Source organism: Geobacillus sp. JS12, assembly GCF_001592395.1.
Lineage (GTDB): Bacteria > Bacillota > Bacilli > Bacillales > Anoxybacillaceae > Geobacillus > Geobacillus zalihae.
The window spans coordinates 259,274-274,577 of record NZ_CP014749.1; the positions used below are offsets into that span (position 1 = coordinate 259,274).

Below are 15,304 nucleotides of genomic sequence, written 5' to 3' on the forward strand. Positions count from 1 at the left end.
AAAACTCAAACGATGAGGTGGCGCCAATGAAAGCGTACTTGCATGTGGCGAGCGGAAAAATGTTCAGCGGCGAGCTCGCCGCTCCGCTTGAAGAAAAGGTGAGCGGGGAGATCGTTTTTTTCACCGGCATGACCGGTTATCAAGAAGTGTTGACCGACCCGTCGTATAAAAACCAAATCATCGTTTTTACGTACCCGCTGATCGGCAATTATGGCATCAATGAAGACGATTTTGAAAGCAAGCGGCCGCACGTCGAAGCGGTCGTCGTCTACGAAGCGAGCAGCACAGGATTTCATTACGGGGCGAAATACAGCTTGGCAGAATACTTGCAGCATTGGAACATTCCGCTTCTTGCGCACGTGGACACGCGCGCCCTTGTGAAAGAAATCCGCACCGCTGGAACGATGATGGCGGAATTAAGTTTGTCGCCCATTCCAGCAGTTGCGGATGAGGAAGCGGCGTTTCCAGTGCGCGCGGTGTCAACGAAAACGATCGAAACATACGGCGAAGCCGGGCCGCATTTGGTGCTCATCGATTTCGGCTATAAAAAGTCGATTTTGCAGTCGCTCCTTGCACGCGGCTGCCGGGTGACGGTCGTGCCGCATGATACGGCGCCGGAAGCGATTGACGCGCTGAAACCGGACGGGCTTGTCCTCTCGAACGGCCCAGGCGATCCGAAACAGTTAAGCCATCAGCTTCCCGCTATCCGTCAGCTGATCGACCGGTATCCGACGCTTGCGATTTGCCTTGGCCATCAGCTTGTCGCCTTAGCGTACGGGGCGGATACGGAAAAACTCCGCTTCGGGCACCGCGGCGCCAACCAGCCGGTGTGGGACGCCGGGAAGCAAAAAGTAATGATGACATCGCAAAATCATAGTTACGTCGTCAAAGAGGAAAGCTTGGCGGGCAAGCCGTTTGACATCCGCTTCATCAACGTCAACGATGGCTCGATCGAAGGCATCGTTCATCGCCATAAACCGATTTTGTCGGTGCAATATCACCCGGAGGCGCATCCGGGGCCGCAAGATACCGGCTATATTTTCGACGAATTTTTGCAAACCGTGTTCAAGGGAGAGAACGTGTATGCCTAAAGATTCTTCGCTTCAGTCGATTCTCCTGATCGGGTCGGGGCCGATTGTCATCGGCCAGGCCGCCGAGTTTGATTATTCCGGCACACAAGCGTGCATCGCCTTAAAGGAAGAAGGATATCGCGTCATTTTAGTGAACAACAATCCGGCGACGATCATGACCGATGAAGTTCATGCCGATGCCGTGTATTTTGAACCGCTCACCGTCGATGCGGTCGAAGCGATTATTGCCAAAGAACGCCCGGATGGGCTACTCGCCACGTTCGGCGGCCAGACAGGGCTCAACTTGGCGTTTCAGCTGCATGAAGCCGGCGTGCTTGAAAAGTATGGGGTGAGACTGCTCGGAACACCGATTGAAGCGATCAAGCGCGGGGAAGACCGCGAAGCGTTCCGCGCGTTAATGCATGAGCTTGGCGAACCAGTGCCGGAGAGCGAAATTGTCACAAGCGTTGAGGAAGCGGTCGCGTTTGCCGAACAAATCGGTTTTCCGATCATTATTCGTCCCGCGTATACGCTCGGCGGGACGGGCGGCGGCATTGCCGAAAACATGGAGCAGTTTCTCGCGCTCGTGGAGAAAGGGCTGGCCGAAAGCCCGATCCGCCAATGTTTGATCGAACGGAGCGTCGCTGGGTTTAAAGAAATTGAATATGAAGTGATGCGCGACCAGTCGAATACGTGCATCACGGTTTGCAATATGGAAAACGTCGATCCAGTCGGCATCCATACGGGCGATTCGATCGTCGTCGCACCGTCGCAGACGTTGACCGATGAGGAGTACCAAATGCTCCGTTCGTCGGCGGTGAAGATCATTTCCGCATTAGGGATCATCGGCGGCTGCAACATTCAGTTCGCCCTTGACCCAAGCAGCAAACAATATTACTTAATCGAAGTCAACCCGCGTGTCAGCCGCTCGTCAGCGCTCGCGTCCAAAGCGACCGGCTACCCGATCGCCCGCATTGCGGCGAAGCTGGCGGTCGGCTATACGCTCGCGGAACTCGTCAATCCGGTGACGAAAACGACGTACGCCAGCTTCGAGCCGGCCTTGGACTACGTCGTCGTCAAGTTCCCGCGCTTGCCGTTTGACAAGTTCCCGCACGCGGACCGGAAGCTCGGTACGCAAATGAAAGCGACCGGGGAAGTGATGGCGATCGACCGCAATATGGAGCGGGCGTTCCAAAAAGCGGTTCAGTCGCTCGAAGGCAAAAACAACGGACTGTTTTTGCCAGAGCTTTCGGCGAAAACGGATGACGAGCTGAAACAGCTGCTTGTCGACAAAGACGACCGCCGCTTTTTCGCGATTTTGGAACTGCTCCGCCGCGGGGTGGCGGTCGAAGCGATTCACGAATGGACGAAAATCGACCGCTTTTTCCTTGCTTCGTTCGAACGGCTCGTGGCGCTCGAAAAACAAGCGGCAGCCACCACGATTGATACGATCGATGAGCCGACGTTGCGCTTCTTGAAAGAAAAAGGGGCAAGCGACGCCTTTTTGGCCGAAACGTGGGGCGTGACGGAGCTTGAGGTGCGCAACAAGCGGAAGGAACTTGGCATCGTGCCGTCATACAAAATGGTCGACACGTGCGCGGCCGAATTTCATTCGGAAACGGATTATTACTACTCGACCTATTTCGGCGAAGACGAGCGGAAGAAAGCGAGCGGCAAGGAGAAAGTGCTGATCATTGGAGCCGGTCCGATCCGCATCGGCCAAGGCATTGAGTTCGACTACAGCTCTGTTCATAGCGTGTTCGCCTTGCAAAAAGAAGGCTATGAAACGGTGATGATCAACAACAATCCGGAAACAGTGAGCACCGACTTTGCCGTCGCCGACCGTCTGTACTTTGAACCGCTGACGCTTGAGAGCGTCCTCGATGTCATTGAAGCGGAACAAATCAAGCATGTCATCGTTCAATTTGGCGGACAGACGGCGATCAATTTGGTCAAAGGGCTTGAAGAAGCCGGTGTGCCGCTGCTTGGCGTCACCTATGATATGATCGACCAGCTCGAAGACCGCGACCGCTTTTACCAGTTGCTTGAAGAGCTTGACATTCCGCACGTGCCTGGCCTAATGGCGAACGACGCTGAGGAGCTCGCCGCCAAAGCGGCCGAAATCGGCTATCCGGTGCTGCTTCGCCCGTCGTATGTCATCGGCGGCCGCGGCATGTTCATCGTCCGCGATGAAGTCCAGCTTGCGGCATTGGTGGAGCAAGGCGAGTTAACGTATCCGATTTTAATTGACGCGTACTTGGATGGGAAAGAAGCGGAAGCGGACATTGTGACGGATGGAATAGACATCGTGCTGCCGGTCATCATTGAACATGTCGAAAAAGCCGGCGTCCACTCCGGCGACAGCTATGCTTGGCTGCCGGCGCAGACGCTCACAGACGAAGAAAAAGCGAAAATCATCGACTATGCGGGCCGGATTGCGAAAAAACTTGGCTTTAAAGGAATCATGAACATTCAATACGTCATTGCGGACGGCAATGTATACGTCCTTGAAGTGAACCCGCGCGCGAGCCGGACGGTGCCGATCGTCAGCAAAACGACCGGCGTGCCATTGGCGCAAATTGCGACAAAGTTATTGCTTGGGAAATCACTCGTCGACATCGTTGACGAAAAAGCTCGCGGATTGGCGGTCATGCCGTACGCCGTGTTAAAGTATCCGGTCTTTTCGAGCCATAAGCTGCCGGGGGTTGACCCGATGGTTGGACCGGAGATGAAATCGACCGGTGAAGGCATCAGCATCGCCGCGACGACGGAAGAAGCGGCGTACAAGGCGTTTTACGCTTACTTGCAAAAGAAAGCAACCGCCAATGAAGTGTATGTGATTGGTAACATCGATGAGGAACTGGAAACGGAAATCGAAGCAAAACAGCTTGCGATCGTGTCCGATATCCCGTTTGCCGACTGGGTGAAGCGCGACACGGCGCTCGCGGTGATCAACTTGGGCAAAGAGGAAGACGAGGCAAACAAACGAATGACTGCGTTGTCCCGACAATTGCTCGTCTTCACGGAACGTGAGACATTGAAGCTCTTCTTGCAGGCGCTCGATGTCGATCATCTTGATGTGCAGCCGATCCATGGCTGGTTGGAAAAGAAAAAACAGGCAGAACAGGCGGTGATCGCATGAATGCAGTGATGTCATTAAAAGGGAGAGATTTTTTAACGCTGCTCGATTTTTCAACAGACGAAATTATGGACTTGTTGGCGCTAGCAGCCGATTTAAAAGCGAAACAAAAAGCCGGCGTGCCGTATGCGCCGCTTTCCGGCAAAACAATGGCGATGATTTTTGAAAAGCCGTCAACGCGCACGCGCGTGTCGTTTGAAGTCGGCATGATTCAGCTTGGCGGCCAGGCGATGTATTTAAACGGAAACGATTTGCAGCTTGGCCGCGGTGAAACGATTGCGGATACGGCGCGCGTCTTGTCGCAATACGTCGATGTCATTATGATTCGGACGTTTGCCCATCAAAAAGTCGAGGAATTGGCCGAGTATGCGTCCGTTCCGGTCATCAACGGCCTGACGGACGACGATCATCCGTGCCAGGCGTTGGCGGATTTGCTGACGATTTACGAGGCGAAAAAAACGTTCCAAGGCGTCAAGCTCGCCTATGTCGGCGACGGCAACAACGTCGCCAACGCCTTGCTTGTGGCCGCGGCGAAAGTTGGCATGAATGTCGCCATCGCCTGTCCGCCAGGCTATGAGCCGAAGGCGGAATACGTCGAGGCAGCGCGCCGGATCGGCGAGAAAACCGGGGCAACCGTTGTGGTGACGCACGACCCGCTTGTAGCGGTGGCGGGGGCGGATGCCATTTATACGGATGTCTGGACGAGCATGGGCCAAGAAAGCGAAAGCGCCGAGCGGCTTAACGTGTTCCAGCCGTACCAAGTGAATGAAGAGCTCGTCAAAGCGGCGAAGCCGGATTACCTCTTTTTGCATTGCCTGCCGGCCCATCGCGGCGAAGAAGTGACGGCCGGCGTCATGGACGGCCCGAACTCGGTCGTCTTTGAGCAGGCCGGCAACCGGCTTCATGCCCAAAAAGCGATTTTAGTGTCGATCCTATAGGAAAAAGGAATTCCCGTTTCGGGAGTTCCTTTTTTCTTTTTTTGCAAAGAAAAGGATTTCCATGAGGAAGAAACGTTTTTATTGTGAACGGCTTGACGCTCCGTGTGCGGCGGCCCCATCATTTCCCTTCTTATGAACAGCGGCAAAACCGGGAATGCTAACAAATGCAATCGAAGCAAGGGGGATGAAACAAATGGGCCAACCGCGCCATTTCAAACCAGGGGATAAAGCGCCGAACAACGGCGTGTACATTGAAATCGGCGAAACGGGCGACAATGTAAAACACCCGAAAAAGCTGAAACTGAAAGCCGGCGATACGTTCCCGGAAACGTCGAACCATAATCGACATTGGACGTATTTGCGCAAACCGTGAAGTACAACAAAAGCCATTCCAAGTATGGAGTGGCTTTTGATTTGCCGTGTGCTTCGTGATCGGCTATAATGATTTATGGTCAAAGAAGGTCAAATGGAGGGAACGGCATGGACGCAAGCCGTTTGACGGAAAAACTGCAAGAGGCGCTGATGGCGGCGCAGTCGCTCGCCAAAGAACGACATCATCAACAGCTTGATGTCGAGCATCTCCTGATTGCGCTGCTCGAACAAGAAGGCGGCCTGGCGCCGCGGCTCGTGGAGCTTTCCGGCGCCGACAAGGAAAAGGCCGCTGACTGGCTTCGCACCCAGCTTCGCCAAAAGCCTGAAGTGCATGGGGCGGACGGGCAGCTGTATGTTGCGCCCGCCTTAGCGCGGCTGCTTGAGGAGGCGGAAAACGAAGCGAAGCGAATGCAAGATGAGTACATATCGGTCGAACATGTGCTGCTCGCGCTGTCTCATGGCGCCGAGCCGGTTGCCCGGCAACTGGCATCGTTTGGCTTGACAGAGGAAGCACTGGTAGAAGCCGTGAGAAAGGTAAGGGGAATCAACGCGTGACGAGTCCACATCCGGAAGTAACCTATGAAGCGTTGGCAAAATACGGGCGCGATCTTGTCGCCGAGGCGAAGGCGGGAAAAATCGACCCGGTCATCGGCCGCGACAGCGAAATTCGCCGCGTCATCCGCATTTTGTCGCGGAAGACGAAAAACAACCCGGTGTTGATCGGCGAGCCGGGCGTTGGGAAGACCGCTATTGTCGAGGGGCTCGCCCAGCGCATCGTGCGCAAAGACGTCCCGGACGGGTTGAAAGACAAAACGATTTTCGCTCTTGACATGAGCGCGCTCGTCGCCGGAGCGAAGTTTCGCGGTGAATTTGAAGAACGGCTGAAAGCGGTGCTCAATGAAATCAAAAAAAGCGACGGCCGCATCATTTTATTTATTGACGAACTGCATACAATCGTCGGCGCCGGCAGAGCGGAAGGGGCGATGGACGCCGGCAATATGCTCAAGCCGATGCTTGCCCGCGGCGAGTTGCGCTGCATCGGGGCGACGACGCTTGATGAGTACCGGCAATACATCGAAAAAGACCCGGCGCTCGAGCGCCGCTTCCAACAAGTGCTTGTCCAAGAGCCGAGTGTCGAGGACACGATTTCGATTTTGCGCGGATTGAAAGAACGGTATGAAGTGCACCATGGAGTGAAAATCCACGATCGCGCGCTCGTCGCGGCCGCCGTTTTGTCCGACCGTTACATCTCTGACCGCTTTTTGCCTGACAAAGCGATCGATTTGGTCGATGAAGCGTGCGCGACGATCCGGACGGAAATGGAATCGATGCCGTCGGAGCTGGACGAAGTGATGCGCCGCGTCATGCAGCTTGAAATTGAAGAGGCGGCCTTAAGCAAAGAAACGGACGAAGCGAGCCGCGAGCGGCTTGCGGCATTGCAAAAAGAACTTGCCGATTTGCGTGAAAAGGCGAACGCCATGAAAGCGCAATGGCAACAAGAGAAAGAGGCGCTTGACCGTGTCCGCCGCGTGCGCGAGGAACTTGAGCGGGCGAAGCGTGAGCTCGAGGACGCGGAAAACGACTACGATTTAAACAGGGCGGCCGAGCTGCGTCATGGACGGATCCCGCAGCTTGAGAAGCAGCTCAGGCAGCTCGAGCAAGAAATCAGTGAGCAAAGTGAAGGGAAATTGCTGCGCGAGGAAGTGACGGAAGAAGAGATTGCCGAAATCGTGTCACGCTGGACGGGCATTCCGCTCACCCGCCTCGTCGAGGGAGAAAGAGAAAAGCTGCTTCGCCTTCATGAATTGCTGCATAGACGGGTCATCGGTCAAGACGAAGCGGTGGAGCTCGTCGCCGACGCCATCTTGCGGGCGCGGGCCGGGATGAAAGACCCGAACCGTCCGATCGGATCGTTTTTGTTCCTCGGACCGACCGGCGTCGGCAAAACGGAGCTGGCCAAAGCGCTGGCCGAGGCGCTGTTTGACAGCGAGGAGCAGCTCATTCGCCTCGATATGTCCGAATACATGGAAAAACATGCTGTCTCCCGTTTGATCGGGGCGCCGCCTGGCTATGTCGGCTATGAGGAAGGCGGCCAGCTGACCGAGGCAGTGCGGCGCAAGCCGTATTCCGTTCTGTTGTTCGATGAAATCGAAAAAGCTCATCCGGACGTGTTCAACATCCTGCTGCAGCTGCTGGATGACGGACGGCTCACCGATTCGCAAGGGCGGACGGTCGACTTTAAAAACACGGTCGTCATTATGACATCGAACATCGGATCGCCGCTGTTGTTGGAAAACAAACAGGGCGACATCGATGAAGAAACGCGCAAACAAGTGTTTGACCAACTGCGCGCCCATTTCCGCCCAGAATTTTTAAACCGGATCGACGATATCGTCTTGTTTAAACCATTGTCGATGAATGAAGTGAAAGGCATCGTCGAAAAGTTCGCCCGCGAGCTGTCGGCCCGTTTGGCCGATCGGCATATCGAACTCGTGCTGACCGAAGCGGCGAAGCAATACATCGCCGAAGCTGGCTTCGACCCAGTATACGGCGCCCGCCCGCTCAAACGGTTTATGCAAAAGCAAATCGAAACGCCGCTTGCGAAAGAGCTGATCGCTGGGCGGGTGAAAGATTACAGCACCGTCACCGTCGATGCCGAAAACGGCCGGCTTGTCATCCGTCCACAGCCGTAAAGACGCTGTGGCAAGAAAACGGGGAAGCGCTCCGGATTGTGTTGGCGCATCAGCGAGAAAAAGACGTTTGTTTTTGCCCGGCCATGACGCATGATCGATATCGTTGGCAAAAAGGGATCAAAGCTTAGGCTGCCTCATCCGTGTGCGGTCCCTCGTCTTGGCCAAAAGCGCCTTGCTTTTTGCAGGCGCCTTTTTCTTTTTCCCTAAAGGAGATGTATAATGTGTGCGGGAATGTCTGTACTGACATAAGGTGAAAAGGGGGCGATCAAGTGGCGCGCGAACGGAAATTTTCGTTAAACGAATTGTTTCAACATACAAAACAACTTCTCCTTGAACACGGCTATGAAGGGTTTACCTTTGGGTTGTTAGCGGAACGGCTTGGTGTGTCAAGAACGGCCATCTATAAACATTTCGAGAACAAAGAAGAAGTCATTACCGCTTATATGGTGGATGAGATGGAGCAAGTGTTTGCCAAACTTGTTCATATTCATGACTATCCGACGTTTGATGAACAGTTTCGCTTTTTGCTTGACTTGATTTTGTACCATGACGATCTTCATCAAATGATCGCGATCGGAAGGCGCATCCCGGATACGACTCCGGCTGTGCGGGCGAATAAGGCGCGTCTTGCAGAGTTTCACGAGCAGATGTATAAGGAGCTTGACCAGTTGGTGGAACGGGGGAAACAGGAAGGCAAAATGAAACCGCACCTTCCCAACCGGATCGTTCTGGCGTATATTTTTCAATCGGTGACGGTCCCTCATTTTCCCGGCATTTCGCTTGACCAATGGGCGGAAAGTATTAAGGAGATCATCATGTATGGGGTGATGAATGGAAATTGACAGTGGTGTCACTTTCCCATTATGATAAGAATGTGCCTAAAGTGACAAAATTGTCACTTTAGGCAATTCAGGAAAAATGGGGATCGTGATGAATCGATGGCTGCATGTGTTGACCGACCGGGTGGCAACGAAACAAGGAATGGGGTGGACGTTGATCGTTTGGCTTGCGGCCGTTGCCGTACTGGGGGTTGTAGCGCCAAGCGCCAAAGAGTATGAGGTGTCAAGCATTGAAACGCTCCCGGAAGAAGCGCAGTCGATGGTGGCCGCAAAAAAGGTGAATCAGTATGTGTCAACGAGCGACGGCGTTCCGGCTATTTTTGTTTTTCATTCGGAAGATCGCCCAATTGCCAAGGACGAACTGCAACGTTTGGTCGGTCATATTGAGCAAACGCATCGTGATGCATTGGAACAAGTTGTTCCGGTTGCTTCGCTTCCGCCGCAAGCGATGGCCGGTTTCGTTTCGGAAGATGGGAAAACAATCGTTGTTCCGGCTGTCTACCGGGCAACGATGGAATCTAAGGACATCCAAACGGTGAACGACGAGATTCGCAAATGGGTCAAAAAGGAAAGCGATGTGGCGGTCTATATCACAGGGCCGGCCGGTATTGCGGCTGATACGCTGGCGTTGTTTTCCCGCGCTGATATGGTGCTTATGCTGTCGACAGTTGGATTGATTCTTGTGTTATTGATCGTCATTTACCGCTCGCCGCTGTTGGCGTTGATCCCGCTTGTAGCGGCCGGGTTGGTTTACGAAGTGGTGATGCAGCTGCTTGGGGTGATGGGCAAAGCCGGGTTGGTGATCTCGAAACAGACGGTTTCGATTATGTCGATTTTGCTGTTTGCCGCGATCACTGATTATTCGTTGTTCATCTTTTCCCGTTATCGTGAAGAGTTGAAGCGGCACGAGAACAAATGGCAAGCGATGAAATGGGCGATGCGTGAGACGGGGCTGCCGGTGTTTTTCTCTGGAGGCACGGTGCTGGCGGCTATGCTTGTCTTATTTTTTGCAAAAATCGGCGATTACCGGAATTTCGCCCCGACGTTTGCGTTGGCGATGGCCGTTATGATGATCGCTTCGGTCACATTGCTCCCAGCGTTGTTTACGCTGTTTGGCCGCAAAGCGTTTTGGCCGAACATCCCGCGCGTCGGCGGGAGTGATGAAAAAGGAACAAGCGGATTTTGGGGGAAAATCGGCCGTTTTGTTGTCGAAAAGCCTCGCTTGACGGTCTCCTTGATCGGCTTGCTTCTTGTCGTGATGGCGGGCCATACGACTGCGCTCCGGTATGAGTATGATCTGATTAAATCGTTTCCGGATGATATGCCGTCGCGCCAGGGATATGAATTGCTGGAACAGCATTTTGCCAAAGGGGAGCTGGCGCCGATAACGGTGTTGTATGAAGGAAAGGAGGCGCTGTCCCCGCAGCAGCTGAACCGGCTGCAGGATGAACTCGAAAAGCAGCCACTTGTCAGTGAGGTGCGCCCAGCCGGCACGGCAGATGATGGCCGTGTAGTCTCGTTTACACTGACGTTTCGTGAAAACCCGTATGATGTCGAAACGATCGATGCGATGGAACGAATCATGGACCGAAAGGAAGCAATCGTCAAACGAAGCGGGCTTGACGGGCGCCTCTATTTTGCCGGGGAAACAGCGGCAAAAGTGGATGAGCGGGCGTTGAATAAACGCGATATGATCGTGATTGTTTCGCTGGAAACGCTCTTGATTCTGTTGCTGCTCATTACGCTGACGCGATCGGTGAAGCGGTCGATGTATATGATGGCGACGATTCTCGTTTCGTTTGCGGCTGCGCTCGGGTTTGGAATTTGGCTGGCCGATTGGCTGTTTGGCATCGACGCTGTCAGCGACCGCGTGCCGATTTATGCATTTGTGTTTTTAGTGGCGCTTGGCATTGACTACAATATTATGCTCATCTCCCGTTTCCAAGAGGAGTGGAGGACGCATTCGCTTCATGAAGCGGTGAAACAGGCAGTAACTCATACCGGCGGCGTCATTTCTTCGGCCGGCCTCATTTTGGCGGCGACGTTTGCCGTGTTGATGACCCAGCCGGTACAGCTGTTGTTTGTGTTTGGTTTTCTTGTCGCCATTGGCATTTTGCTTGATACGTTTTTGATTCGCGGGATGCTGCTGCCCGGGCTTATTGCATGGCTGGAAAAAGAGCGAAGAGCGCCGGCCGAGACGGGCGGCGAAACCGTATAGACAGCTGCAAAAAAACAACGCCTTAGAGATGGAAACTCCAAGGCGTTGTTCGTTTTAATGATGATGATCCCCGGCCGGCTCGTCCGGAATCAAGGCGGCGACGACGAAGATCAAAACGGTCACGATCACGCCGAGCAAGGCGCCGGTTGTGAAGTTGTAGCCGATCCCTTGCATCGAGCCCATGACGTACGTCGCCATTTGCACAAGCAAAAACGTCCAAAAAAACGTCCAAAACAAGCGCATCTTTGTTCCTCCCATCTTCTCGTCATTCCTTTTCTTATCTTATCACAATTTGTCGCGTAGGCATATACCCGGACGTTTTTTTTGGCCGCGCATATCGTATACTGTACCATTATGCATTGCCAAACAAGGGTGAATGGAAACGATGGCAGGACAACGGCGGTTTTTTCAACTCGATGAGCAATGGTGCATCGTTCACGTGCCGGAGCGCCCAAATGGGTTTGCCCTTTTTTTAATGGGCGACGGCGACCATTTTGTGAACGAACAGACGAGTTTTTGGCTCGAACATCCGGGGCGGCGCCAATGGCTGGGAGATTGGTTGAAACGTGGGTATACGGTCTTTTCGTCCCATTTGTACGGCCGGCATTGGGGAAGTCCGAAAGCGGTCCGGCTGGCGCGCCAGCTCATTTACTCGGTGTTGAAAAGCGAAATTGTGAACCAGCGCATCTATATCGTTGCCGAAGGAATGGGCGCGCTCGTCGCCCTGCAGTTGCTTGGCGTCATGCCGAGGCAAATCCGCGCCGTCGCCATGATCAACCCTTGCCTTGATGTGCGCGCCCAGCTTGAACACGAGCGGGGCCACCCATTCGTGTATCGGCGGATGGTAAAAGAAATCGCCCTCGCTTACGGATTAAAGGAAGAGGAAGTGCCGGAGGGTGTCCCGTCTCTTTTCCTTAGCCCGCACGATGTCCCGGTGATGATTTGGCAGCTCGCCGGCGTGAGCGAATACCCGTCCGCATTGCATAGCCGGAAGTACGAACAATGGATGAAAACAACCAACCACCGGGTGCGCATCGTCTACCAGCTGCCGGAAAAGCGGCGCCAGCTTGCTTGGCAGATCGGGCAATTTTTTCGCCAATATAACGAACTCCCGTAAAGAGCGAAGGCAGACGCATGAGGTTGTTGCGTCTGCTATTTTTTCAATCCATCGATGAGCGAGGAGATTTTTTTGATGAGCGGTTTCAGCTGCTGCAACGAGTCCGTCAGCGTACCGACGTTTTCGACGAGTTTCATCAAATCAATGTTTGGCAGCGGGAGCGGCTCCGTTTTTGTTTGTTCGTCCCGCCGGCCGGTTCGTTTTGGAGGAAAGGGGCCAAACATGAGGCGGGAGAAGCGGTCGCGCTCTTCACGGCTTTGCCGGGATGATGGGACGTTCGCCATAAAATCAGTCCTCCTTTTTTCCTCATCGTTTGCTTGTCATTGTATTGTATGGCGGAGGTAAAACGTTGGTTTGGACAAATGCCTTCGGGCGGGAAGAAAGCAATAGGATTCCGGCCGGGAAGGCGCGCTTTTGCTATTGCGCATATGCGCTCTTTCCGTTAAAATTAGTACCAAGTAATAATAATTGGTTATGTGGACTGATTGTACGTTGACAATTGTGCTGTACTTGGGAGGCTTTTCGGTTATTTTGGAAGAAAAAAAGGAGATGAATGGTATGGGAGCAGGAATTATCGGGGTCGGCCGCTATGTGCCGGAAAAGGTGTTGACCAACGCCGATTTGGAGAAAATGATGGATACATCAGACGAATGGATTCGGACGCGCACCGGGATTGAGGAACGCCGCATTGCGGCAGATGACATCGATACGTCCGATATGGCGTATTTTGCTGCCGAAAAGGCGCTTGCGGATGCCGGTGTCGAGGCGAAAGACATCGATCTCATTGTCGTTGCTACCGTAACGCCAGACCGTTCCTTTCCATCAGTTGCTTGCATGCTGCAAGAGCGGCTTGGGGCTGTCAACGCCGCGGCAATGGATCTCAGCGCCGCCTGCTCCGGATTTATGTACGGAATGGTCACGGCTGCCCAATTTATTGACACAGGCGCCTACAAGTATATATTAGTAGTGGGGGCAGACAAACTATCGAAAATCACCGATTGGACAGACCGCAATACGGCGGTGTTGTTTGGCGATGGAGCCGGTGCGGTTGTCATGGGCCCAGTGTCGCCAGGGCGGGGCATTTTATCATTTGAATTGGGCGCTGACGGAACAGGAGGAAAACATTTATACAAAGACGAATATATCGTGATGAACGGCCGGGAAGTGTTCAAGTTCGCCGTCCGGCAGATGGGAGAGTCAAGTGTGCGGGTGCTTGAAAAAGCGGGGCTGACAAAAGAGGATGTCGATTTTCTCATTCCCCATCAAGCGAACATCCGCATTGTGGAGGCGGCGAGACAGCGGCTCGAGCTGCCGGAGGAAAAAATCTCGACAACGATTCGCCGCTATGGAAACACATCCGCGGCCTCCATTCCGATTTCGCTCGTGGAGGAGCTGGAGGCAGGAAACATTCGCGACGGTGATCTCATCGTCATGGTCGGGTTCGGCGGCGGGCTGACATGGGGCGCGATTGCCTTGCGTTGGGGCCGTTGATGTTCTGTATCCCAACATCATTATCCAGAATAAAGGAGAGGCAGAGGAATATGGAAAAAAGACGAGTCGTCGTGACCGGAATAGGCGCCGTCACCCCGCTGGGGAATGACGCAGAAACGACGTGGAAAAACATTGTCGCCGGCCAGTCCGGCATCGACATTGTCACCCGCGTCAATCCAGACGATTTTCCAGCGAAAGTGGCGGCAGAAGTGAAAGATTTTGATCCGTCGTTGTTTATGGACCGCCGCGAAGCGCGGAAGATGGACCGGTTTACGCAATACGCCGTGGCGGCGGCGCTCATGGCGGTGAAAGATGCGAATTTGGAAATCGGTGAGCATAACGCCGAGCGGGTCGGTGTTTGGATCGGCTCCGGCATCGGCGGTATGGAGACGTTTGAGCAGCAGTTTGAAATTTTCCAGCAGCGCGGCTATCGCCGGGTGAGCCCGTTTTTCGTGCCGATGATGATTCCGGATATGGCTGCGGGGCAAGTCTCAATCATCCTTGGGGCGAAAGGAATGAATTCATGCACGGTCACCGCTTGCGCGACGGGCGCAAACTCGATCGGCGACGCGTTTCGGGTCATTCAGCGCGGCGATGCGGATGTGATGATCGCGGGGGGAACGGAGGCGCCGATTACGAAAATGTCGTTTGCCGGCTTTTGTGCGAATACGGCCCTTTCGACCAATCCGGATCCGAAAACGGCAAGCCGCCCGTTTGATAAAAACCGTGATGGCTTTGTCATGGGGAAGGGGCAGGCATTATCGTGCTTGAAGAGCTGGAGCATGCGTTGCGCCGCGGGGCGAAAATTTACGCGGAAATTGTCGGCTACGGCGCGACGGCTGACGCATATCATATCACTGCACCGGCGCCGGGCGGTGAAGGCGGCGTGCGGGCGATGCGACTGGCGCTGCAGGATGCCGGCTTGCAGCCGGAGGACATCGACTACATTAACGCCCACGGCACAAGCACGGAGTACAATGACAAATATGAGACGATCGCCATTAAAGAAGTGTTTGGCGACCATGCCTATAAGCTTGCGATCAGTTCTACAAAATCGATGACCGGTCACCTGCTTGGCGCAACCGGCGCGGTGGAAGCCATTTTCTCTGTGTTGGCGATCCGCGATGGCGTCATTCCACCGACCATCAACTATGAAACGCCGGATCCGGAATGCGACTTGGACTATGTGCCGAACGAAGCCCGCCGGCAGACTGTGCGCGCAGTGTTAAGCAATTCGTTTGGATTTGGCGGCCATAACGCGACATTGATTTTCAAAGCGTATGCGCAATAGATAGCAATGAAGGCCATTAGCCTCGGCCGGACGAACCCGGCCCCGTTGGAAGACGGGCGCCGGGCTTCACTCCGGACGGGGCTTTTTTCGTTCACCGTCCCGGTTGCCTTGACATAAGGTAGCAAAAAGGGAGGGA

The 15,304-nt window shown here is 54.1% G+C and carries 12 protein-coding genes and 1 pseudogene; 11 read left to right on the forward strand and 2 right to left on the reverse strand.

Features of this window, described 5'->3' with window-relative positions; translation table 11 throughout:
- Positions 1-26 precede the first annotated feature (26 nt).
- The 8 genes from A0V43_RS01390 (at position 27) to A0V43_RS01420 (ending at position 11,269) form a co-directional block, all read left to right on the forward strand.
- Positions 27-1,091 (forward strand): carbamoyl phosphate synthase small subunit, encoded by a 1,065-nt coding sequence (locus tag A0V43_RS01390; protein ID WP_063192204.1) that lies wholly within the window; start codon positions 27-29, stop codon positions 1,089-1,091.
- A complete protein-coding gene (locus A0V43_RS01395; protein ID WP_063192205.1) occupies positions 1,084-4,212 on the forward strand; it encodes a carbamoyl-phosphate synthase (glutamine-hydrolyzing) large subunit in 3,129 nt (1,042 codons plus the stop codon). Before A0V43_RS01390 ends, A0V43_RS01395 begins: the two co-directional genes overlap by 8 nt.
- Positions 4,209-5,147, forward strand: a complete 939-nt coding sequence (argF, locus tag A0V43_RS01400; RefSeq protein ID WP_063192206.1) for an ornithine carbamoyltransferase — start codon at positions 4,209-4,211, stop codon at positions 5,145-5,147. The genes A0V43_RS01395 and argF overlap by 4 nt, the downstream gene beginning before the upstream one ends.
- A 193-nt stretch (positions 5,148-5,340) precedes the next feature.
- A complete protein-coding gene (locus tag A0V43_RS01405) occupies positions 5,341-5,520 on the forward strand; it encodes a YjzC family protein (RefSeq protein ID WP_011230299.1) in 180 nt (59 codons plus the stop codon).
- A gap of 107 nt (positions 5,521-5,627) precedes the next feature.
- Positions 5,628-6,074 carry a Clp protease N-terminal domain-containing protein gene (locus tag A0V43_RS20955; RefSeq protein ID WP_442899704.1) on the forward strand — a complete coding sequence of 149 codons (447 nt, stop codon included), beginning with the start codon at positions 5,628-5,630 and terminating at the stop codon, positions 6,072-6,074.
- The gene (gene clpB, locus A0V43_RS01410) at positions 6,008-8,212 is read left to right on the forward strand and encodes an ATP-dependent chaperone ClpB (protein ID WP_442899717.1); all 2,205 of its coding nucleotides are present in this window, start codon (positions 6,008-6,010) and stop codon (positions 8,210-8,212) included. Before A0V43_RS20955 ends, clpB begins: the two co-directional genes overlap by 67 nt.
- Before the next feature lie 269 nt (positions 8,213-8,481).
- Complete coding sequence (locus tag A0V43_RS01415) at positions 8,482-9,054, forward strand: TetR/AcrR family transcriptional regulator (RefSeq protein ID WP_063192207.1); 573 nt, start codon at positions 8,482-8,484, stop codon at positions 9,052-9,054.
- A gap of 88 nt (positions 9,055-9,142) precedes the next feature.
- Positions 9,143-11,269 carry an MMPL family transporter gene (locus A0V43_RS01420; RefSeq protein WP_063192208.1) on the forward strand — a complete coding sequence of 709 codons (2,127 nt, stop codon included), beginning with the start codon at positions 9,143-9,145 and terminating at the stop codon, positions 11,267-11,269.
- A gap of 54 nt (positions 11,270-11,323) precedes the next feature.
- On the opposite strand, the gene A0V43_RS01425 is transcribed toward A0V43_RS01420, so the two are convergent.
- Entirely contained in the window at positions 11,324-11,512 is a 189-nt protein-coding gene (locus A0V43_RS01425) for a YjzD family protein (protein WP_063193774.1), read from the reverse strand.
- A gap of 133 nt (positions 11,513-11,645) precedes the next feature.
- Between A0V43_RS01425 and A0V43_RS01430 the strand changes: the two genes are divergently transcribed.
- Entirely contained in the window at positions 11,646-12,386 is a 741-nt protein-coding gene (locus A0V43_RS01430; protein WP_063192209.1) for an alpha/beta hydrolase, read from the forward strand.
- A gap of 35 nt (positions 12,387-12,421) precedes the next feature.
- Here A0V43_RS01430 and A0V43_RS01435 read toward each other — a convergent pair whose 3' ends face one another.
- A complete protein-coding gene (locus tag A0V43_RS01435) occupies positions 12,422-12,670 on the reverse strand; it encodes a hypothetical protein (protein WP_047817923.1) in 249 nt (82 codons plus the stop codon).
- 274 nt (positions 12,671-12,944) lie between these two features.
- Between A0V43_RS01435 and A0V43_RS01440 the strand changes: the two genes are divergently transcribed.
- Positions 12,945-13,877, forward strand: a complete 933-nt coding sequence (locus A0V43_RS01440) for a beta-ketoacyl-ACP synthase III (protein WP_063192210.1) — start codon at positions 12,945-12,947, stop codon at positions 13,875-13,877.
- A 50-nt stretch (positions 13,878-13,927) separates the two neighbouring features.
- A pseudogene (gene fabF, locus A0V43_RS01445) lies at positions 13,928-15,168 on the forward strand (beta-ketoacyl-ACP synthase II).
- The last annotated feature ends 136 nt before the right edge of the window (positions 15,169-15,304 follow it).

Coding starts and splice junctions, on each gene's coding strand:
- A0V43_RS01390 (WP_063192204.1), top strand. CDS start 27: ATGAAAGCGTACTTGCATGTGGCGAGCGGAAAAATGTTCAGCGGCGAG.
- A0V43_RS01395 (WP_063192205.1), top strand. CDS start 1,084: ATGCCTAAAGATTCTTCGCTTCAGTCGATTCTCCTGATCGGGTCGGGG.
- argF (WP_063192206.1), top strand. CDS start 4,209: ATGAATGCAGTGATGTCATTAAAAGGGAGAGATTTTTTAACGCTGCTC.
- A0V43_RS01405 (WP_011230299.1), top strand. CDS start 5,341: ATGGGCCAACCGCGCCATTTCAAACCAGGGGATAAAGCGCCGAACAAC.
- A0V43_RS20955 (WP_442899704.1), top strand. CDS start 5,628: ATGGACGCAAGCCGTTTGACGGAAAAACTGCAAGAGGCGCTGATGGCG.
- A0V43_RS01420 (WP_063192208.1), top strand. CDS start 9,143: ATGAATCGATGGCTGCATGTGTTGACCGACCGGGTGGCAACGAAACAA.
- A0V43_RS01425 (WP_063193774.1), bottom strand. CDS start 11,512: ATGCGCTTGTTTTGGACGTTTTTTTGGACGTTTTTGCTTGTGCAAATG.
- A0V43_RS01430 (WP_063192209.1), top strand. CDS start 11,646: ATGGAAACGATGGCAGGACAACGGCGGTTTTTTCAACTCGATGAGCAA.
- A0V43_RS01435 (WP_047817923.1), bottom strand. CDS start 12,670: ATGGCGAACGTCCCATCATCCCGGCAAAGCCGTGAAGAGCGCGACCGC.
- A0V43_RS01440 (WP_063192210.1), top strand. CDS start 12,945: ATGGGAGCAGGAATTATCGGGGTCGGCCGCTATGTGCCGGAAAAGGTG.